Raw genomic sequence first — 21,329 nt, forward strand, 5'->3', positions numbered from 1 at the left:
CTGCCGGGACTAACGTTGACCTTGCCACTCATAGGCTCCCATGTCTATTTTGCCACCGACAACTCTTGGCTTGCCATCAAGATCAAGGAGGAGCTTTCCGAGTCTCTTTTTCAATTCAGGGGATAAGCTGCCAACGTTGATGCAAGGCGAATCGGCGAGCAGGTGCAAATCACCGCTCTCCGCGTTAACGAATTTCGGATCACCCATGATGTTGTTGTGGCCATAATCCGCTGCTCCCGCGAGGTAGTTGAGGAGACAAAAATCTATGTCTATGTTGGATGTCGCCGCAATATCATTGTCTTCTGCAGCAGCAACATTCTTGTAGAAAACACTGTTGATGACACTACCTCCACCTTCAATTCCACCTCCCTTGTCTTCCGCCTTGTTGTCACAAAAAGTACAGTTGATGAAGGTTGCGCTACCGCTCGCCGCTCCTCCGTGATCAGCTGAATTACGCGCGAAGGCACAGGAAACAAAAAACCCATCACCCTTCGCTGCGCCACCCATGCCAACGTACTTCTCGCCCAGTCCAAGACCTGTTCCGGCCTCAACTTGCTTTGCGCCAGAAGCCGAGTTGTTCTTGAAGACGCAACGCGTAAAAGTTCCACTCCCAGACACCGCACCACCGAAACCTGCCGAATTCCCAACGAATGTGCAGTTCGCATAAGTCCCATCGCCGTCCACAGCACCACCGTAGTGCTCCGCCGAATTCTTCCAAAACATGCAGTCAGTGAAACTCGCGCTCCCTTCAACCGCACCACCACTCCCAAGTTGCATGTAGGCTAGCGCTCGAGTTGAGAGATCAAGCTTAGAGCCTGTAACGGAGTTGTAGTCAAAAGAACAGTTAATGAAAACAGTCGGTGTCACGCTCACTGTCTTCACTGCCCCTCCACTGCCATCTCTGAAGGTCAGGTTCTCTAGAATCACTTTCCCTCTGTGAATCGACTCAGATATGGTAAGAATTCTATTTTCTCCACCTTTCCCCTGAAGAACTGTAGTTCCCGCATCCTTGGTTGCCTCTCTGAAGGTTTCATCCCACCCGCCCGAGATTCTGATCCCATGCTGCCAAACCTTGTTTTCTGGAACAAGAAGCCCTGTCCCCCCGTAGACTCCGCGCTCAACTCTTATCTCATCCCCGTCTTGTGCCGCATTCAACGCCATCTGGATTCCCTCGAAGCCATTGAAGGTTCCGTGCTCCCCAACAGTGAGGATTCTCCCAACTTTGACATTAACTTTTCCCGAAGTTGTTCTTCCTGCGCCACGAGTATCCGCCAGATGGAGGGTCAATCTCAATATGCCGGATTCGGTGGGCTTTCCTTCAATACTGCCCGTGCTATGGTTCCGGGCAAATCCGGGAGGAAAGGTACCCGACGCACAAGTGATTCTGCATGGAGCTTTGGCACCCATAGGGGTTACCAGAGCCCCCCAGCCGAGAGAGAAGCACAGAAGGAAAGTTACAGTCGTGACGAGTAGTGTTCGGATCATACCCCATAACTCCTGCCGATATTTTCAATCTGCTCCTTTAGCCTGGGCAGTTTGTTTTTGATTACATCCCAGACAATGTCCAATTTCACACCGAAATATTGATGTATCAGCTTGTCTCTCAGACCAGCTAGCGCTCGCCATTCGATCTCCGAATGAGTTTTCGCAAAATCAGGAGAGACATTCTTGGCCGCCTCTCCAATCACTTCCAGACTTCTCAAAAACGCTCTCTTCAGAGTTTCGTCTCTCAGGAGAACTTCGTATTCCAAGTTCTTACTCTTTTCCAAAATGAAGTCCACTTCTTCAAGTATGTGCTTTACGAAGACCTCGTCATGTTTCAATTCGTTCTGCCTCCTTTTTCACGTAAGGCTCGATGTAGGGACTCAACCCGCCCTCAAGAATCAAATTCACGTCTTTCCCGAACAGTTCTTCCAAAGAGAAAACAAGATTAATGAAATTGTCATAGGTTGGTTCTTTGAGCTCTACAAGGAGGTCTATGTCACTGTCCTCTCTCTGCTCGTTTCTGACATAGGAACCAAAGAGCGCAATAGATTCCACCTTGTATCTTTTCAGGACCTCTTTATTTGCTGACAAAATCCGCTTGATCTCTTCCTTTGTCATTCTCACACGCATATCAACACTCTGAATCGAGCCTCCATGGCTTCACTGCATTCTGGACACAAGGTGCCAACGTTGCAGAAACTCCCACTGGATTGTAACCAGCGATTTGCCTACTAGCAACTTTCTTGTTTTCTCCAGCGGGGTGTTGTCTCGCTTACTGTGGTTGCTCCCGGGATTGTGGCTAATCAGCCACGTTTCTTCAGCGCAAGCAGGGGTTTGAGCCAGAACTTCTTTCTGTCAAAGACAAAGTAGGAGTAGGGTTTCCCGCCGAAGCTCTCCTTGAAGCTTCTCAATCCGCGAGCCTCGGGTGGAGATGCCCCGAAATTGAAAAGTCTCACCTTCCTCGAAATCAGGTCTTGAAGGACAGCATCGTACATAAGGTTGAGTGGTCTGTTCCACAAGAATTTGTTGTCTCCGCCGGCAATCCAGGCGACCGCCATTTCCTTTCCCGCAATCACAACAACGCAGCTTGCCGGTTCACCGCCGACTCTCACCAGATAGAAGCATGCAGTTCCGCTGGGGCCCAATTCCCTGAGAAGCCGTTTGAAGAAATCCAGCGAGAATGCCTCCGCCTTTTTCCTTGTCATAAGACTCGCATGAAGTGTGTGAAACTCTTTCAACTCATCTTCGCTTGACACTCTGTGGACCGCGCAATCTCTTCTCCTTGCCTGTCTCTGTGTCTCCCTCTGTGTCTTGTCGTAAACTTTCTCCCAGAGGTTTTCATAATTTTCGGGAAGTTCGATAAGGTGCGTGATTAGCTCCTGTCTCACGAAATTCGGGACTTGCGGCAGGCGATTCCAGAAATCTACTAGGTACACGCGGTGCGTATTGGCTGTTCCGAGGAGGGAAAGCATCGCCCACAGGTCATCCGCGCCGGCCGGCTCAAGGAACAACGGACTCCCATAGGTTCCCCAGGGGAGTGAATAGCTGAACCTGAATGGCCCGACTTTTCTTCTGAGAGAGGGGATCACGCTCATCGGCTTGCCGTCCTTCAGGAATGTAAACACCTCCAACGACGAACCGGGGAAACTTTCTGAGGCAAACTTCAGCCATTCTACCGAGTGGAAGACAGTGGCTTTGGGGTCGGCGAGAAATTGACTGTATGTCTCGAAGTCTTTCTCAACCTTGAGTTCAATCATCATTTCCTCTCCCCCTTGGGGAGAGGACCAAGGCGAGGGGCAGGCTTGTGGATTGCATCACCGGACACGTCGAGGCACGCCTCCATCAAGACCTCCGAGAAAGTCGGATGAGCGTGGACGGTCTCGCCAAGTTCTTTCGCAGTCATACCACATTTCATCGCGACTGCTGCTTCGTGAATGAATTCCGACGCTCTGGACGAAGCCACGTGAACTCCAAGGATTTTCCCGGTCTTCCTGTCGGATAAGACCTTGACAAAACCCGAGAGTTCACCGTCTGCATGGGCTCTTCCCAGTCCCCTGGTCAGAAAGCGGCCCGGGATCGTCTGAAAACCCTTTGCAGCGGCTTCATCTTCTGTCATTCCGACGGCTGCAATCTCCGGCTCCATGAAAATGCAGTTTGGCACAAGCGAGTAGTCGAGCTCTCTTTTCTTGCCGGCAATATTCTCAACGGCGCAGATGGCTTCCATTGAAGCAGCATGTGCAAGCATCGCTCGTCCAATGCAGTCGCCCGCCGCGAAAACACCTTCGCCTGCCGTCTCGAATCTTTCATCTACCCTGATCTCTCCTTTTCCTCCAAAGGATATTCCTTTTTCCTCAAGCCCGATCCCACGGCCAAGTATTTGCCTTCCGAGAGCAAGAAGCACTTTCTTCGCCTTGATTTTTTTCCCGCTTGTAAACTTGGAGACGATGTTATCTCCCTCTCTTGAAGTCTTTTCCAATTTTTCGCCCAGCAGGAGCTCCACATTTCTCTTCTTCATCTCCCTCTCGGTGAGCTCAGAAAGCTCTTTATCCATTCCCGGAAGAAGGTTCTTCATCATCTCTGCCAGATAAACCTTCGAGCCGAATGCCGAGAACATCTGTGCAAACTCGCAGCCGATTGCTCCCCCACCCACTATAAGAATCTCACCGGGGATTTCAAACTTATCCAAAAGCATCTCGGCGGAGACAATTTCTTTCCCGTCAAAAGGCGCCGCGGGGAGCCCCATGGAGGTTGAACCTACTGCAAGAAGAATCTTCCCACCCTGGATTTCAGCTTCAGAGCTTCCTTCCTTGCCGGAACCTCCTGATATGTGAAGTCTCCTGCCTGGAAGAAGCGTTCCCCTTCCTCTTATTACCTCCACGCCCGAGTTCCTGAGAAGATTTTCGACTCCGGTTACGACTCCCTTCACGACGGTTTCTTTTCGTGACCTGAGCTTCATGAGATCTATTTGTGCTTCAATCCGGCCAGAAATCCCGAAGCGTTCGGCTTCCTTCAGATGCGACAGGACTCTTGCCGTGGCAAGAAGTGTCTTCGTGGGTATGCATCCCTGATTGAGACACACGCCGCCGATTTGCCTTTCTTCGACCAGCACAGTCTTCATGCCGAGTCTCGAAGCTCTGAGGGCACCAACGTAGCCGGCCGGCCCGCCACCCACAACGACCAGATCAAATTCTTTCAGGAAAACCTCCTTTGCTTCCCCTCACCTTAATCCTCTCCTTTGAATTCCTCTCCCCCAAGGGGAGAGGGCAGGGTGAGGGGGTCTTCACATCATCCGAGTCTGAAAAGTACTCCAAACCCACCTCGTGGATATTTCCAATCTATGTTGTCGAATTTGCACGTCACGCGGCAGGAACCGCATTCAACACACCCCTCCCATGAAAGATTCACCTTTTCATCCTGGAGGGTGTAGTTCTGCACGGGACACACGTAGAGGCATCCCTGCTCTTTGCAAACCGTTGTGCACACGTTGGAATCGATTATCTTGAGGTGAGGCTCTTTGTCCACCTTGAACTTCACAAGAAAGAGCTTATCCTCAAGCGTTGATTTCTTTGGCGGCTTCAGGAACTCACCGAAATCCATTCATCCTCCGCTCACTGTGCCCCTCACCTCAATCCTCTCCCCCAGGGGGAGAGCGATTCTGCATTGCCCATTACCTGGCTGCCCTCATAAGCTGCCAGAGCTTTCTTCCAAACCTGAGAAGACCAATATTCTTGCGGAAACGTCCGACCACATCCTTCTGGACTTCTGACTTAGGCGTTTCGGAAACGGCGAAGAGCTCAGTCAAGAGATCGCCGAAAATGTTCGGATATTTCTGAAACAATTCCGGATTCTTGTGACCAAATTCAGGGATTCTGCTGAACTTCTTCAAGTCTTTCATAACAAAACTGCTGTCAAGTTTCTCCTTGTAGAGCTGCATCACCGCGTCCGAAAAATCTCCCTTCTTCTTCGCCTCGATGACTGTCTCGGCTGCCATGACACCGGAAGCCATCGCGAGATTTGAGCCTTCATGGTAGAAGGAAGGATTCACAAATCCGGCGGCATCTCCGACCACCAGGAACCCGGGTGCATGAAGCTTCGTCACATGCTTCACCCCGCCTTCCGGAATCATGTGGGCTGAGTATTCAAGCAGCTCTCCGCCTCTCAGAAGATTCCTGACACACGGGTGGTTTTTGAAATGCTCGATGAGCTCAAACGGCCTTATGTGCTGTTTCTCAACGGAGCGGATAGAGCAAGCGATTCCGACTGAAAGACTGTCCTTGTTCGTGTAGATGAATCCTCCTCCAAGACTTCCCTGAACTGCATCTCCGAAGTACGCGTAGTCACAACCTTCGTCCCCGTCCAGAGCAAACCTGTCTTCGATCACTTCTCTTGGAAGTCCCAGCACCTCTTTCACGCCCACGACCATCTTGTCGCTTTCAAACTTTGGCCTCAGACCAAGTTTCCGCACGAGAAGTGAGTTCGCCCCCTCGGCACAGATGACGCAATCAGCTCTGAGCTCCCCTCCTTCTCCCCTGCATCGTACGCCGGCGATTTTTCCATTCTCTGAAATCAGGTCATCCACAACAACGCCAGGAAAAACCATCGCGCCGGCTTCTTCCGCCTTTTTGGCAAACCACTCATCAAACTTGCCTCTCAGGACCGTGAATGAGTTGTTGTAGGGAGGGACGTTATATGCCTCGGAACTAAACAGAAATGCCGTCTCGGTCTGGGACCCGAGAAGAGAAAACTTCTTTCTTACTACATGCCGTTCGACCGGCGCCTCTTTCCAGAATTCAGGCACGAGCTTGTTGAGGATGGTGGAATAGAGAACGCCACCCATGACATTTTTCGAGCCGGGGCGTTCTCCCCGTTCGAGGACGACAACCTGAAGCCCCGCCTTTGCAAGGGTGAATGCTGCGGCGATGCCGGCAGGACCTGCTCCGACGACTATGCAATCGAACTTCTCGTCCACCCTCACCTCAGTCCTCTCCCACGAGTGGGAGAGGAAGATTAAGGTAGTTCCCTATTAGTAGCCTCAACTCTGATCCGCGACAGGAAACTCCTGCCGACTAGATGCCTCAGGCCCCGCCCCAGCCAACCTTCACATTTCCTTTTTCGACGATTACCGGGACAAGCCTTTTCCCGCCCGAGAGCTTGAGAAGTTTGTCGATTTCACGAGGGTTCTCTGTCACGTTTATTTCACTGTATTGAATTCCTCTCTTCTCGAAATCCTCCTTTGCCGCCTTGCAATAAGGGCAACCGGTTTTTGTGTAGATTACAACTTCGGCGTTCATGATCTCCTCTCCCTTCTTAACGCCAGAGGGTTCGTGCGCAGTTCCTCCTCTGTCAGGTAACACGCGGGATCCTCAGCCCATACGTCGCCGAAGACCGCCTCGGCCCTCACTCTAAAGTTCCCGTTGCAGATATCAAGGAAAGCACAGCTTCCGCACTTTCCTTTCAGCAGATGCTTCCTATCTTTTAGCCCGCGAAGAAGAGGGTCGCTCGTGTCAGTCCAGATATCTCCAAACGTCCTCTTCCTCACGTTGCCGAGACTGTAGTGTGTCCAGAATTGGTCAGGATGAACATTGCCGAGATAATCGACGTCGGCAACCGCGATGCCGCTGCTGTTCCCTCCATTCCAGAGGAGAAGCTCATAGACCTCCTCGGCCCTTTCGGGGCTCTCCGAGCAAACTCTCTTAAGGAGGTAAACTCCGTCCGTGTGATTGTCCACTGTCAGGAGCTCAATCTCCAGCTTTTTGTCACAGAACTCGATGGCCTTGTCAAAGATAAGATTCACTGCTTTCCTCGTCTCATCGTGCGTCAAGTCATCTTCAACAAGCTTTGAGCCCCTTCCTGCGTAAACAAGATGATAGAAACATGCTCTTGGGATCGACTCCTTTTCCAGGAGTTCGAGAATTCCTCCCAGATCTTTCAAATTGTGCTTGTTCAATGTGAATCTCAGGCCGACCTTCACCCCTTCGTTCTTCAAGTTCCTTATGCCCTCAAGTGCCTCGTCGAATCCGCCTTTCTTGCCTCTGAACTTGTCGTTCGTTGATCTCATCCCGTCAAGACTTACCCCGACATACGAAAACCCTGTCTTTCTTATCGCGGCTGCGACATTACCTGTGATCAACGTTCCGTTTGTCGAGATAACGACTCTTATCCCTTTCTCGACTGCATGACTGCCAAGTCTGAATATGTCCTTCCTCAGAAGCGGTTCGCCGCCGGAGAACAAGAGGACCGGGACTCGGAATTCAGCAAGGTCATTAATGAATTTCTCACCTTCATCTGTCGTGAGCTCGCCCGCATACACCCTATCCTTTGATTCAGAGTAACAGTGGATGCAATGAAGATTGCACCTATTGGTCATGTTCCAGATGACGATTGGTCTTCTGTCTGCGGAGAACTGCGTAGGACTTAATGGAGAGTCTGCGCTTTTTCGCCCGTACCTCAGGGTATCCGAAGGTGCGTCTATGCCGCAAAGGAGTCTTGTCACTCCGATCATCGTTCGTTACTCGGCTTGACCCTCACTTGGACGAAAGATAGGTAAGGAAAGTCCTCACGCCCACGCCCGAAGGTCCCTTTGAACAAGTGGGTTCGTCTTTCTCCACCCATGAAGGCCCGGCGATATCAAGATGCACCCATGGCTTTTCATCCACAAACTCCTTGAGGAAAAGCCCCGCGATCACTGCTCCGCCTTCTCTCCCGCCTGAATTCTTCATGTCAGCAATATCGCTTCGAAGCGTATCTCTGTATTCCTGCTCAAGCGGAAGCTCCCAGAACTTTTCACCCGCCCGGTCGGCCGCCGAGATGACTCTCTTGAGGAGCGCCTTGTTGTTTGACATCACACCGGTTATTTGAGGGCCGAGCGCTATTGAGCAGGCCTTCGTCAGAGTTGCGATATCAATCAGCTCATCCGCACCTTCTTTGACTGCATAGAAAAGGGCGTCGGCCAGTATGAGTCTGCCTTCAGCGTCAGTGTTTACCACTTCGACGGTCTTCCCGTTCATTATGCGTAAGACATCTCCCGGCTTCAACGCCGAACCAGAAGGCATGTTCTCAGTTGCCGCTATGATCCCAAGAACTTCGTACTTCGGCCTTATCTCTTTGATGGCGCTGAAAACACCGAGCACGGTCGCAGCACCAGACATATCGTTTTTCATCTTCTCCATGGCATCGGCCGGCTTCAGGGAAAGTCCTCCAGAATCGAAAGTTATGCCTTTCCCGATAAGCGCGACTTTCTTTGCTGACTTCCCCTTCGGCTTGTAGGAGAGCGCGATGAATCTCGGTTCCTCAACACTTCCCTTCGAGACTCCGATCAGTCCACCCATACCCAGCTTCTCAATCTCTTTCTTCGTGAGAATGCTGCAAGTCACCCCGGCATCCTGAGCGATCTTCCGGGCAATTGTAGCAAGGTCTGTCGGCGTGAGAGAGGAAGCCGGCTCATTGGCAAGGTTTCTCGCAAGGCACGTTGCCTTTGAGAATATTTCGCCGAACTTGAGACCATCTTTTGCGCGAACCGCTTTTCTTTTGTCTCTGTCAACAAGCACCAATTCCTCGGGAAACGAATTCTCATCATTCTCAGTCTTGTACTTTTTGAATGAATAGGTCCCGAGAAGAGCGCCTTCAACAATAGCGTGAGCACTGTCTCCCGGCCCGAATTTCTCCTGGCCTATGAGAGGAAGCGCAATCTTCTTGAGCTTCAGCGCCTGGGCTTTTCTGGCAAATGTTCCCGCAGCTCTTCTAACCGTGTCCTTCGTGAACTTCTCGTTGCTGCCCAGACCAAGAACAAGCACTCTCTTTGCTCCAACCTCTCCTCTCATGTGGATAACAAGGACTTCTCCCTCTTTGCCTTTGAATCCTTCCTCTTTGAGGATCTGTTGGACGAATCCGTTGGATTTCTTATCGACTTCGAGAAAATTCGAATCCGGTTTCTTCCATCCCTGAAACAAAGGAAGTCCGATTGCATCGCAAGAAACTTCTGAGACGGATGCCAACTTGAAACTTGTCTTCATCTGATCTCTCCTTCGCGCGAGTTCTGCTGGTTGAGCCAACTCTTCAAAGACACGTCAATTCTCGAAAACCAACTCTTGGGGGGGAAAATTCCAGATCGAACTTCGATGCTCAAGCAAGCCTCATCACGTTTATCCTGCACTTGCCAACGGAATTTCGAGGCAGGCTTTTCGAAAAGCTAGCGGTTTATTATCCACTCTCCGCTAAGACCTAGTCAAGGACTAAAAGGAGTGTTAGGCGGTATCTCCTCAACCAAACTTCCCATCAGATTTACTTTTGTGAAATCCCTCGGTACGAGAGACAAGGATCCTTGAGACAGGCTGGGCATGCAAGAGTTTCGGACAACCAAACACCGCACAGGGATTGGAAAGACGTATTGAAAACAAATATTGACGAAAGGACCCTAATATGCTATAATAAGTTATTGAAGAATGCTTGATGGGCAGGTAGTCCTGCTGCAGTGTTCCGGAGAGGATATCTCCGATGCGCGCGAGAAAGGTCCTTTGGGGCGGGAGGACAAGAAGAGCCGGATCTGAGTCGAGCTTTTCTCTCTCCGCAAATCTCTGTCAGAAAGTAAGCCGTGGGCAAATGAGCTCACGGTTTTTTGTTTCCTGAGGAAATCCAGATCATGAAAGTGCGCTTCGCGCCGGGTTCCGAAAAAGAAGGGCGCTGACAGATTCCAGGAGTATCAGAACAACTGGATGGGAGTACATCCAGATGATGCGGTTCGGCCGCTCCGGTTGGCGGTGACGAGGTACAAGGATGATGAGCATAGACGCTAAGAGCAAGGCACAACTCAAACGGAAGATAGATTCACACAAACACAAGGAGGTGTAATCATGTCTAGATCAGCAGGAGAATCGGGCATTAGGGCGGCTGTGATGCTGTTGTTTTCTGTTTTTGTCCTGGCTGGTCTGAATATGACGCAGGCATACGGTCAGCCGCTTGACTCGCCGCTTTACAATCATACAAAGACCGAGGTTGTTGAGTCCATGAATGGTCCCTCTGAAGATGGTCCGGTTAGCCCTAGCCCTATGGGTACGTATTTACCAAGTTCTTGTTATACTGGTGCTTGTGGCCATCTTACCGATCGAACATGCATTTGCCCGGTGGACGCACCAGTAATGTCTCCTCCTGGGGAGACTGTGTTTATCCTTATACTCACTGGCGGGGCATGCTGGGCCATCATCAGAAAAAAACACTCCTGAATTCAGCTAACACGGGGTCGACTCAACCAAGGTTGAGATGGGACACGTCAGTGTCCCAGTCTGATGTTATTGTGCTCATTGGCACTCGGCTGTTAGGGCACATCTATGTGTGATGTTGATAGGGGTGCCGCAGATCTTGTTGAGATGCCTTTGAGTCTATGACAGACAAGAGTAGGTCTTTTCCCCCCCATGATGATTTAGCGGTATGCGTAGGAGCAACGCTGCTTTGCTACGTTACCCAGTCCCTAGCCAACAGCTGGGGGATTCGCACGAGCGGGCTAAATAACCTGCATATTTTTGTTCTCTCCATAGTTTTCCTGGCTCTTTACTTTGACCGAAGGATACCTTTGTGGAGTACGCGAAGATTGGCAGGTCTTGCGCTCGCTGCGCTCACTCTAGGCATTGAACTTCGCTGGAACGCCCCTGAAAGATTGGTGCTGCTGCCTGTTTTTGTAGTTGCAGCCGGTCTGGTCAGCACAGCAAAACAGGATAAGAATCGGGAGACTGTGTTTATCGTTCTTTCACTCACCTGTCTCTGCTATTTCCTAATATTTCTGCTGCTCCGGCATCCTTTGGTGAACCAGATTGTCACCAAATCCTGTCTGGATTTCTCCTTTGAGCTTAGCCGGCTCTTCGCAAAAGAGGTCAGACTTGGGCCCACTTGTCTCGGGCTTTCGACGACACTTTTTTTCCTGTCGTTTTCCTTGATTGCCTTGTTGTTTACTAGCGGTATGCGCCGCCGTGGCCTGCTTGCTATCTTCGGAGTGGTTGCCACGATACAGATGTTGGCCCTGTGCTTGCGCACCCCTGCGATCTATCCGATCTTGTACGGCGTCACATTCGCGATAGTACTGAGCAAAGTCACTGTTGGCCGCCCTCCGCCATCTACGGCCTCGGTTCCCCTTTTGCGAATTGTACCCGTCTTCGTGATAACTGTCTTCTTAGTGATTTTGGGATCCGGCGGCGCGCTGCGCACTCATTCGGGCCAGCCGCGCCCCGGCCGCGTTGTAGTTTATGCCGATGGAGTGCTCCAATGGAAAGACCGCGGCGGGACAACAGAAGGAGAGAAAGAGAAAGCGGCAAGAGACTTTCCTGCTTTTGGAGGGCTAAGCCACTATCTGAAACACCTCGGCTATTCGTTTGAGCTTTGCAGTTCTCCGATTCTGCCCTCACAGCTTGATTCAACTCGTATATTCATGGTGATCAACCCGACGCGTATGCTGACGCAGGCTGAGCGTGAGGCAATTTGGAAATTTGTCCGTTCAGGCGGTTCCCTGCTTGTGCTTGGAGACCACACAGACATATTCGGCATTCAAAAGCCACTCAACTTTCTGTTGGAACCTATTGGAATAGCATTTAACTTTGATACGGCGTATCCCCTTGGTCCAAGGATGTCCTGGCAAGGGGCACTTAACTCATGGCCGGTCGGATTTGCGCGAGTTGCGGAGGACAAAGATACGAGAATCGACGTTGGAGCTTCCCTGTCCGTCCCAAGGCGCGCCATACCGGTTTTCATAGGACGTCATTCGTTCTCAGATAGAGGTGACCGACTTAACCAAACCCATGCCTACCTAGGCAACAAACAGCTTGATCCGGGTGAGCAAACGTGTGACCTGGTGCTGGTTGCACTTGCATTTTCAGGTCATGGGAAGGTTCTCGTTTTTGGAGACACCACACCTTTTCAAACTGCTGTGCTGACGCAAAGTTACGGCTTTGTTGCCAACGTATTTAACTATCTCAGTGCCCCAGATGGCGTGCCTGACATGGCCCGGTATCCAATCATCCCGGCAATTATCCTCGTCCTGGTCTTTCTATTACCAGTCATCGTGAAACTTAAACCCAGCATGCTGGCTGTCCTACTGTTTTCTCTGGCTGCGGGAGCGGCAGCCTTTGTAGCTACTCCGGGCACGCAAGCACCTGATTCTGTATCTCTTCCATCGCCTCTCGCCTCTTTTGATATGACCCACGGGGCCAACTATGGCCCTTTTGGAGAGGACGATGGACTGGATGAGTTTTTCGGCTGGCTTTACGAAAAAGGACTGCCTCCGATTCTATCCAACCGGCAACTTGCTGAACAAATGAAGAGCTCTCATGTTGTATTTATGATAGCGCCCGAATTGCCAGTTTTAAAAGCTGAGGTCAGGTCGATGCGAACTTTTATTAGGGAAGGCGGATTAGTTGTTATGAGTGCGGGGGCTGACCATGGATATAGTGCCCAAAGAGCCCTTCTTGAGTTTCAGTATCGAATCGAGGAACGGCCATTAGGCAATGCCCCGGATGCCAAGGCTGTATGGACGTCAGGACCGGTGACCTTTTCTTCTGCCTGGCCGGTTTACTCCATTGGAGGAGAAGATAAGGTGCTCTGCACAGCCTGGGGATATCCCGTGATAAGGTATCGGCCAATTGGCCAAGGCGGACTGCTTGTAATTGGAGACGCGGGGTTTTTTTTCAATAAGAACCTAGAGACCTCGGCCGTCCCGGATTTGCATAGAAACAAAGGCGAGATGTTAGAGTTTATTCAGGAACTCTTGGACCGCCGCCCTAAACTTGAGGACAAATAAATGACACGTCTGCTATGGCTTCAGGCTGCTCTGATTGCAACCGCAGGAATGTACACCGCTTGGGGAACATGGGCTGGCGACTCCGGATTCTCCCTTGCCCTGGCAGCGGCAGTTGTCCTGCCGCTGCTGGTATTTCGTTCCGTTGTAACCGTAAGGATAGCTCCATGGGTTTACTGCGCGACCGGCGTAATAGCACTCGTCGGTCTCTTTGTTCCACCGTGCCGCCTCCCATCCGTACTGCTGCTGGCGGGGATGATTGCTTTTCTGGTTGCGCGCCATGTGCCTCGGGCTGGGGCTGCGGCCCTCGCTTTTTCGCTCACCGGCCTGATGTTACAGGCGCAGAACATTGCGCTATTTGCCTACGCGAAGTTCGAGGCTCGCTATCATGCATGGCCAACAACCCGTGCTGCCGTCACATACATCCTTCGACTATGTGGTATACATGCAAGTGTTGATACGGAGGGGATTTCAATTCAGGGAGCCGAGCGGACATTGCAGGTGGATGTAAACCCTGAGATGTTGGGGCTCAGGTTCTTTCTGGCCTTTATGGTATGTGGCCTTGTTCTTGTCTTTTTGTTCAGGCGAGAAAGAAGGGGGCAGACCTTTCTATATCTTCTAATAAGCGGGGCAGCATATATGCTGCTGCGTTTTGCATATCTGACATATCTCTATCCCGAAACCTCGTCACTCAAGATCTTCTCTCACCCCGGATGGACCTTTGCTACTTTTCTCCCTTTTGTCGTTGCTGTTGCCCGACTTGTCGCGCTTGACAATCCCGGCGACAAGTTGGAACTGGGCATGTCGATGGGTAGCATGCGACCCTCTGTCATACCGTGGGCACTAATTGTCCTGGCAAGCTACTCGTTGGTGACTGCTCTTTTGTTCGTTGACCCGGGTGAAAAGAAAAACGGGCGCATCCTCATTGATGAGGGACACAGCGATTGGGAGTGGACGACCACACCAATGGATACGGTTTCATTCGGGCAAGGATCTACTTACAACTACTTCTGTCTGAAACGGCTACTTGAGCACTATTACCAGGTGAACACAACCAGGCAGGACCTCAACATAGACCTTCTCTCACGCTACGATATCCTCATTGTGAAGACCCCGACTCGCCACTATTCGCGTGACGAAGCCGATGCGATTGAGGCATTCGTCCGAAACAGTGGGGGGCTCTTTCTTATTTCGGATCACACGGACGTGTTTGGAATGACGACGTTCATCAATCCGATTGCATCACGTTTCGGCCTAGAATTCCAGAGGGATGCCACTTTTGACCTTGACTCAGGAAAGTTTTCCATCTTTCAGCCGTGGATGGCATTGCCACACCCAATCATCCGCGACGTAGCTCCTCTGGTATTCCTGACAACCTGCACAATTGACTCACCACTAAGGAGTCAGGACGTTATTACTGGACGAGGGCTCGGCACAGAGCGGCCGGACTATTCAACAAGAAATTTCTTAGGGGACAGCGAGAAAAGGCGGCCAATAAAACCTCAATTTGGTGCGTTTCTCCAGTTGGTGGCCGTTCTATTCGGGCGGGGTCGGGTCGTTGGCTTTACAGATAGTACTGTCTTCTCCAGCTTCTGTCTCTTCATGCCCGGTAAGAGCGAGCTGTTGCTGAACACTATTGGTTGGCTCAACCGTCGCAATGTCTATTATTGGGTCCAACCCGTTTTGGGAGGCGTTGGCTTGGTGATGATCTTGCTATTGTTTCCTATAATCTGGAGGCGCATAGCCACAATCACGGTTCCCGGACTTATTCTGGCAGTATCCTTCGGTCTTGCAGGCGGGTGGCTAACCGCCGACGTGGTAGGGGAAATTTCATATTCTCGTGTGCCAGCAAGAATCCCATACGCCAAGGTATGCTTCGAAGTGGCACACTCACCATCTGTAAAGTCAGCGTTCTTCGCTCCGCGGCGGCCCGAACCAGACGGCTACACGACCTTTTATGCATGGGTGCAGCGGCTGGACTTGACTCCGGCGGTTGCCGATGGTCTTACCGCTTGCGCTGGAGCAGACATGGTTGTCATCTTGGAACCAACACGGCCATTTGGAGAAGCTGATGTTGAATGGCTCATACGTTATCTTCAAGAAGGAGGAAAGGTGCTGCTGCTCGATGACCCGCGGAACCTCTCTTCCACCGCCGAGACCCTTCTAAAGAGATTCGGACTTCTGACCACACGTCACCCTGCACGCCGGACCAAGCTACAAATGGTTGGCAGTTCAGAGCAGATTTGTGACGTCAATAGTAGTCGAACAATCACCGGCGGCGATCCGTGGATCGTCACCACGTCAGGAGATACAGTTGCTGCTGCAATATCTGTGGGACGAGGAAAATTGGCGGCCATGATTCAGTCTTCCATTTTTACACAAGCACATATGGGGGAGTACACGGCAAACCCGAATGAAAACCAGCTACGAATCAGCCGTCTTGAGTTCTGGTTATTGAACAAGATGTTGGAGGCCGGTCCGAGGGACAATTGAGCACAGTTCGGCTTGGGGGTGAACTCCCGGAAGTTGTCTCTAGGGAGGTCTGATAAGAGCCTGGACCAATGCGAGCCCGATTTTCCAGCAAAGCGAAGCCGAAGAAGAGAAGCACCTTCTTTCCCCAAGTAGTCCGATTCCTCGTAATTTTCGGCCTCACCTGGGGTGTGCTTCACTCGCTTACTATCATTTTTCCTGGTGCCCTCCAAAGGCTCTGCGTTTTCCATGCTAGGATTACGTCTGTTGTCATATCCATTTTGGGAGGCTCGTCGGGAAGCCAAGGCACCCTCATCTTTTTCCCGAAATCTGTACCGGTCGTCAATGTCATTCCCGAGTGCACTGGAGTCTTTGCCATGAATGTGCTGGCAGCCGCTATTGTGGCTTTTCCTGCAACCTTCCTTGCAAAGGGCGTAGGCATCGGTGTGGGCGCTCTACTGATTTTTGTTCTCAATATCATAAGGCTCCTCGTGATGTTAGTTGTCATCAGATACTTGCCCAGGTACGAAGAGTTACTCCACGATTATCTCTGGCAATTTATCTTCATCGGTTTTATCGTGCTGACTATGAAAACCTGGACAGATTGGGCGGGAAAGGTTGAAAAAAAGTCTGAGCTTTCTGGGTAGATTCTTTGTCGCGGCGATCCCACTGTTCACCCTGTGGCATTTCGTTTCGTACTATTATCTAGTTCTCATGGCCAAAACCGCAGGCGTTTTCTTTCATATTCTGGGCTACGACAGTTCAATTCTCGAGGTGTCAAGCAAGACTGTCTTGATATCCCTGGCTCATGGGGGATTGCGGGCGTCTCTTAACCCGTCTATGACTCTCGACAAACTTCCGCTAAATCTCGTCTTCTTCATTGCCCTGGCATTTGCCACCGGGCACAGAAAACTGAAGCGGACTGTAAAAGGAATTTCTTACTCTGTTCCCATTTTCTTTGCGCTGCACGTCCTGACCTACGTGTTATTTAGTCTCCATTCATTCCACAGCGGAGTCCTGGAGGGAAGTCTCCACCGGGAGACGATTCCACCCTATGTCCTCTTCCCCACCTTGTTTCTGCAAGGTCTGGCTCCCGTCCTGCCATTCCTGCTCTGGTTTCTTCTGGTGCCGGGAGGTCCCTTGTACGATATGAGGGAGCGGAGACTCAAGATTGCGGCAAGAGATATCGCAAAGGGGGATAGAAAGAGGTTCAAGAAGACATCATCTCAGAAGAATTAGTCTCCCGGCAGAGCTTCTTCGCTCTCCGTCGAGCACGAAAAAGTAAACACCCGATTTGACCAGCTTCCCCCGTTCATCCTTCCCGTCCCAGCCAAGATGCCTTCTTCCTCTGGGAAGCCATGAGCTGAGGAGCTTTCTCTTGAGCCGTCCGTTCGAGTCAAAGAGTGTGAGCGAATAGTATCCGTCTGCGGGAATGTCGAGGATTACATCCAGCGGAAAAGCAGTCAGCGGATTGGACGGAAGGAAAAGACGGAGTGAGGAGAACGTCTCGCTGATCCGGCTCGGGACGGCATCAACCACGACCGGGCCAAGATAGGAAACCATCGCGTCGTTACGCACAGCGGCGATTCTGTAGCAGAGTTCGTGTCCCGAGAGAATGCCGGTATCAAGAAACGTGAAAGCTCTCCCATCGCCGGAAGCTTCCCCTACACTGGGGAAGACTGTTCCGATTCTTGTGAAAGAATCTTCGCCACCTCTCTTCCTTTCGACAGAGAATGAGAGAAAACCGTGCGGCCTTGCCTTCCACGAAAGGAAGACGCCCTCTTCTCTGGACGAGACTTCAAAATCCCAGAGGTCAACCGGCGTTATATCTTCCCACCTTCCGACCTTTCCCCAAATCCTCAGTCTGGCATAGGGCGCTTGAGTGCTGCTGGACCAGACTACCAGAAATCTCCTGTCGTTCCCTGGAAGTTCGACTCCCGAGATAACGGGCCAGAGATCATCGCCGGCTCTGTCAGCGACCAAAACGCCATCTGGATCAAGCACGCTCCCAGACTGAGTTACTCTCGCGGCAAGTATGTACGAGTTCTCACCGATGACATTCCGCCACACGATGACGAAGACTGTGCCGTCAAAAAATATTGATGGCCTCTCGCCACAACCTGCCACGCTCGAGATAACTATTCCATCCCTGTCAAGCACTTCACCCTGCGTAGAAACCCTGGCGCAGCGAATTAGCTGGTGTCTCGGATTAGTATCATCCTCCCACACGACGAGAAAGTTTCCGCCTCCGAAAGCAACCTTGGGAGCCCAGTGAGCGCCGGTCCCGGATGAGATCAGTATTTCGCCAGGGGAAAGAACCTGCCCGGCCGGGCTTACGATCTCTCCTCGAATGTCAGAATCCGCCATCGACCTTTGCTCCTGCCACACAACAAGGAAATCCTGTCCGTCAAATGCAAGCCCCGGGTATTGGTGACTCACTGCTCCTGAGCTTATCTGGATTTCGTTGGGATCAAGCACCTGACCCGATTGTGTCACCCTCTGAAAGAATAGTTGGCTGTGCAAATCTTCTCCCTCGTCTTGCCACACAATTACAAAGTTAGTTCCATCAAAGGCAGCGGCAGGGGGACCGTGATAGAAACCCGTTGATAAAGGAATGCCATGCGGCGCCAGGACTTCGCCGCCCCGGCTGACCGGCGAGAAATAGAGCTCTCTGGTTCCGGTTCGCTGGTCTGCCCAAACCGCAAGGAAGCACGAATCGCCTGCGCAGAGACAAGGAACTCCCTGAAAGTCAACTTCTCTTATGATGGGAAGAGCTGTCGAGTCGAGCAGTTCTCCTGAAACCCCGACTCGGGAAAAATAGACATCCGAATGCGCTCCGTTTCTGTAATCCTGCCACGCTACCAGATAAATGCTTTCACTGAGTGCAATTGCTGGGAATCTCTCATCGAAACCGGTGCTGTCGGCGCGCGTCGTGTCGACCAGAAATTCTCCCGCAGAAAGAATGGACGCAAATGAAGTTTCAGGAATGAGGCCGGAACGCATGAGCGGTTGGCTGTAGAGATTAGGGACAACAACTGCGAGGCCGGCGATGATGGTAAGGCAGAGGGCAACTATCGAACGTCTCTCGGCGCCACGCATTGACGTACCCGCTAGTGTCGTGTCCCGGAAATTCCTTGTATATGTCTTTGCCCCGGGACACGACACTTTCATAGGCGCTCCTCGCCCCTCTGACGCTTCTGGATGCTCCTACTCGTCGCATCCTTACACTGTCACCCCTGAGGGGGTCGGCCACGACCCCCTCATACCCCCTGGCAGTGTGCCTTATGAAACACCCTGCATTTCGTAAAGCTATTTCTGGGACGGCACACTAACTCCCTTTGTCAGCCTGGAAAAAGTTGACTTTCGCAGGTCTAACGTGGTAGAATATCTAGTAGAGAAGCGGAGCCTAGGTTCCCTGCCTTTTTCGCCTCGCTTCCTACTTTGCAGCTCAGCCTATCCAACGCGGGAGCGTTGCCCGACGGGGCAGAAGGACGGACGGACGATTTGCAGGCGGGGAACTAGGCAATTTTTTGTCCCCTCATTTCCTTCTTGTCCCGGGAGACACTCTTTCACCCGATGCTTATCAGCCCGGATATCCTCTGCAATTGATTTGTGAAGATTAGGATTCCCACGACTACAAGAAGCAAACCGCTCACGAGCTCAATGGCTCTGTAGTGCTTCTTCACTGCTCCAAATATCCGGAAGAACACATTCACAGCAAGTCCCGTTATGAAAAATGGAATTGCAAGGCCGAGAGAATATAGACTCAAGAGATAGATTCCCTGCCAGACAGTTTCCTGCGTGCTCGCAATAGCGAGTATGGCGCCCAGGATAGGGCCTATGCACGGCGTCCACGCGAAAGCGAACGAGAAACCGATTATCAGGGAGCCAAGGAGGCCGAACCGCTTCTCCTTCACCTGGAATTTCTTTTCGTAGTTGAGAAAGGGTATTCGCAGAATCCCCGCCACATGAAGCCCGAAGATCACGACCAAGACCCCTGCTATCTTTGAGAAAATCGCCTGTTTGGCAAGGAGAAACATTCCGACGAACGTTGCCGAAGCTCCCATGGCAATAAAGACTATTGAAAAGCCGAGGATGAACAAAATCGAGTTCGCAGTCGTTCGTGTGAAAATCTTTCTCTCGAGAGAGCTCCGCTGCATCTCTTCGAGAGACACCCCCGAGATGAACGAAATGTATGCCGGTATCAGCGGAAGCACACACGGCGAGAAAAATGATCCAACACCTGCAAGAAATGATGCGATCAGGTTTACTTTCTCCATGCAGGAACTCCTTCAGGGCTGGTTGAAGCGGCCATTAGAGCCGCGCAAGGCCAATTGCTCGAAAGAAGCTTGACTTGAACCTCAGTTCCTCCCGGAAGAGAAACTTTGTCTTCCGGAATGATTATGAGTCCATCCGCAACCACGAGAGACTTGAGGATCCCGGAGCCCTGCGGGCCGGTCGCGGTCACAAAAAGAGTATCGTTTTCCCTGGTCAGCTTCCCGCGCACAAACGCCGTCATTTCGGGTTTCTTCTTGATTTCTTTTTTCAACCGGGCCGTGACGATCGGTCTTTCGATATCCGCCCTTCCACACATTTTGATAATGGCAGGCCTTACAAGTTGCTCGAAAACAACGACGCACGAGACAGGATTCCCGGGAAGCCCGAAAAAGGGCTTATTGTCTCTCATGCCAAACACAGTGGGTTTGCCCGGCTGCATGCGGACAGTCTGGAAAACAATCTCTCCAAGCCCTGAGAGAATTTCTTTCACCCAATCATATTTTCCCACTGAGACGCCTCCGGATGTAACTACCATGTCGGATAGCTGAAATGCCGTTTCGAGTCTTTCCCTCAGCTCCTCCTTGTTGTCCCTGGCGATCCCGAGATAGACCGGAATTGAGCCTGTCTCTGCGACCCCTGCAAGAAGCGAGTATCCGTTGGCATTCCTTATCCCGTGAGTAGGAAGGTCATCACCGGGCTCGAAAACCTCATCTCCGGTGACGATTATTGAGACCTTGGGGCGCCGCGTCACCAGGCAGGAGGTCCTGCCAAGCTCGGCAAGCATCCCTGCGCACGAAGGCGTAAGGAACATTCCTTCGGGAAGGACTGTCTCTCCCGCCTTCACGTCCTGCCCTCTTTCCCTCACATTATCATTTTTCTCTATGGGTTTCTCGATGAACACGGAGTCCCCGTCGCGTCTCGTATCTTCAACCATCACGACGGAGTCTGCGCCTTCCGGCACGCACGCCCCTGTCATTATTGCCGCCGCTTCATCCCTCCCAAGGCGAAATCTGGGGCTCGCCCCTGCCGGGATTTCTTCCACTATCTTAAGTCTTGAGGGCTTATCCCGCGTTGAGTGAAGCGTATCCTCAGATCTGACGGCGTATCCGTCCATCGCCGAATTGTCAAAAGACGGGACGTCATGAGACGACTTGATGCTCTCTCTCAAAACCCGGCCCGCGGCTTCGAGGATACTCACTTCTTCCGCATTAAGACAGTTCACTCTCCTGAGAATTTCCTCGAGCGCGGTGCCTACTGAGAGCATCTCGTGAGATTGCTTCACGGTGTTCAATGTGTCTGTCTCCGTTATGAAGGTGTCCAA

General features: G+C 51.6%; 17 protein-coding genes. 4 read left to right on the forward strand and 13 right to left on the reverse strand.

Translation table 11 applies throughout. From position 1 onward, the window contains the following. Positions 1-9: 9 nt before the first annotated feature. The 10 genes from QME66_01920 to QME66_01965 form a co-directional block, all read right to left on the reverse strand. Complete coding sequence (locus tag QME66_01920) at positions 10-1,485, reverse strand: choice-of-anchor Q domain-containing protein (protein MDI6807724.1); 1,476 nt, start codon at positions 1,483-1,485, stop codon at positions 10-12. Beyond that, positions 1,482-1,823, reverse strand: coding sequence for a DUF86 domain-containing protein (locus tag QME66_01925; protein ID MDI6807725.1), 342 nt, complete (start codon positions 1,821-1,823; stop codon positions 1,482-1,484). Before QME66_01925 ends, QME66_01920 begins: the two co-directional genes overlap by 4 nt. Then, positions 1,813-2,115, reverse strand: coding sequence for a nucleotidyltransferase family protein (locus QME66_01930; GenBank protein MDI6807726.1), 303 nt, complete (start codon positions 2,113-2,115; stop codon positions 1,813-1,815). Before QME66_01930 ends, QME66_01925 begins: the two co-directional genes overlap by 11 nt. A gap of 173 nt (positions 2,116-2,288) precedes the next feature. After that, entirely contained in the window at positions 2,289-3,242 is a 954-nt protein-coding gene (locus QME66_01935) for a GNAT family N-acetyltransferase (protein MDI6807727.1), read from the reverse strand. After that, positions 3,242-4,666 carry a dihydrolipoyl dehydrogenase gene (lpdA, locus tag QME66_01940; GenBank protein ID MDI6807728.1) on the reverse strand — a complete coding sequence of 475 codons (1,425 nt, stop codon included), beginning with the start codon at positions 4,664-4,666 and terminating at the stop codon, positions 3,242-3,244. Before lpdA ends, QME66_01935 begins: the two co-directional genes overlap by 1 nt. Positions 4,667-4,770: 104 nt before the next feature. After that, positions 4,771-5,082: a 4Fe-4S dicluster domain-containing protein gene (locus tag QME66_01945; protein ID MDI6807729.1), complete on the reverse strand. Its 312-nt coding sequence runs from the start codon at positions 5,080-5,082 to the stop codon at positions 4,771-4,773. A 70-nt stretch (positions 5,083-5,152) separates the two neighbouring features. Continuing rightward, a complete protein-coding gene (locus tag QME66_01950) occupies positions 5,153-6,460 on the reverse strand; it encodes an FAD-dependent oxidoreductase (GenBank protein MDI6807730.1) in 1,308 nt (435 codons plus the stop codon). Between the two features lie 100 nt (positions 6,461-6,560). Further along, a complete protein-coding gene (locus tag QME66_01955) occupies positions 6,561-6,776 on the reverse strand; it encodes a glutaredoxin family protein (GenBank protein MDI6807731.1) in 216 nt (71 codons plus the stop codon). Continuing rightward, a complete protein-coding gene (locus QME66_01960) occupies positions 6,773-7,987 on the reverse strand; it encodes a radical SAM protein (protein ID MDI6807732.1) in 1,215 nt (404 codons plus the stop codon). The genes QME66_01955 and QME66_01960 overlap by 4 nt, the downstream gene beginning before the upstream one ends. A gap of 22 nt (positions 7,988-8,009) precedes the next feature. Next, positions 8,010-9,497: a leucyl aminopeptidase gene (locus QME66_01965; protein ID MDI6807733.1), complete on the reverse strand. Its 1,488-nt coding sequence runs from the start codon at positions 9,495-9,497 to the stop codon at positions 8,010-8,012. Between the two features lie 1,571 nt (positions 9,498-11,068). Between QME66_01965 and QME66_01970 the strand changes: the two genes are divergently transcribed. The 4 genes from QME66_01970 to QME66_01985 all read left to right on the forward strand — a co-directional run bounded on the left by QME66_01970 (position 11,069) and on the right by QME66_01985 (position 16,969). Continuing rightward, positions 11,069-13,264 carry a DUF4350 domain-containing protein gene (locus QME66_01970; protein ID MDI6807734.1) on the forward strand — a complete coding sequence of 732 codons (2,196 nt, stop codon included), beginning with the start codon at positions 11,069-11,071 and terminating at the stop codon, positions 13,262-13,264. Then, positions 13,265-15,754, forward strand: coding sequence for a hypothetical protein (locus QME66_01975; protein MDI6807735.1), 2,490 nt, complete (start codon positions 13,265-13,267; stop codon positions 15,752-15,754). 68 nt (positions 15,755-15,822) lie between these two features. Continuing rightward, on the forward strand, positions 15,823-16,377 hold the full coding sequence (locus QME66_01980; protein ID MDI6807736.1) for a hypothetical protein: 555 nt from the start codon (positions 15,823-15,825) through the stop codon (positions 16,375-16,377). Continuing rightward, positions 16,349-16,969, forward strand: a complete 621-nt coding sequence (locus QME66_01985) for a hypothetical protein (GenBank protein MDI6807737.1) — start codon at positions 16,349-16,351, stop codon at positions 16,967-16,969. The genes QME66_01980 and QME66_01985 overlap by 29 nt, the downstream gene beginning before the upstream one ends. Here the strand turns inward: QME66_01985 and QME66_01990 are convergent. From QME66_01990 to QME66_02000, 3 genes are all read right to left on the reverse strand, one after another. Then, positions 16,952-18,901 (reverse strand): hypothetical protein, encoded by a 1,950-nt coding sequence (locus tag QME66_01990; GenBank protein MDI6807738.1) that lies wholly within the window; start codon positions 18,899-18,901, stop codon positions 16,952-16,954. The genes QME66_01985 and QME66_01990 overlap by 18 nt on opposite strands. A gap of 398 nt (positions 18,902-19,299) precedes the next feature. Next, complete coding sequence (locus tag QME66_01995) at positions 19,300-20,010, reverse strand: cytochrome c biogenesis protein CcdA (GenBank protein ID MDI6807739.1); 711 nt, start codon at positions 20,008-20,010, stop codon at positions 19,300-19,302. Beyond that, entirely contained in the window at positions 19,998-21,290 is a 1,293-nt protein-coding gene (locus QME66_02000; GenBank protein ID MDI6807740.1) for a molybdopterin molybdotransferase MoeA, read from the reverse strand. The genes QME66_01995 and QME66_02000 overlap by 13 nt, the downstream gene beginning before the upstream one ends. Positions 21,291-21,329 lie beyond the last annotated feature (39 nt).

It is taken from the genome of Candidatus Eisenbacteria bacterium (genome assembly GCA_030017955.1).
Lineage (GTDB): Bacteria > Eisenbacteria > RBG-16-71-46 > JASEGR01 > JASEGR01 > JASEGR01.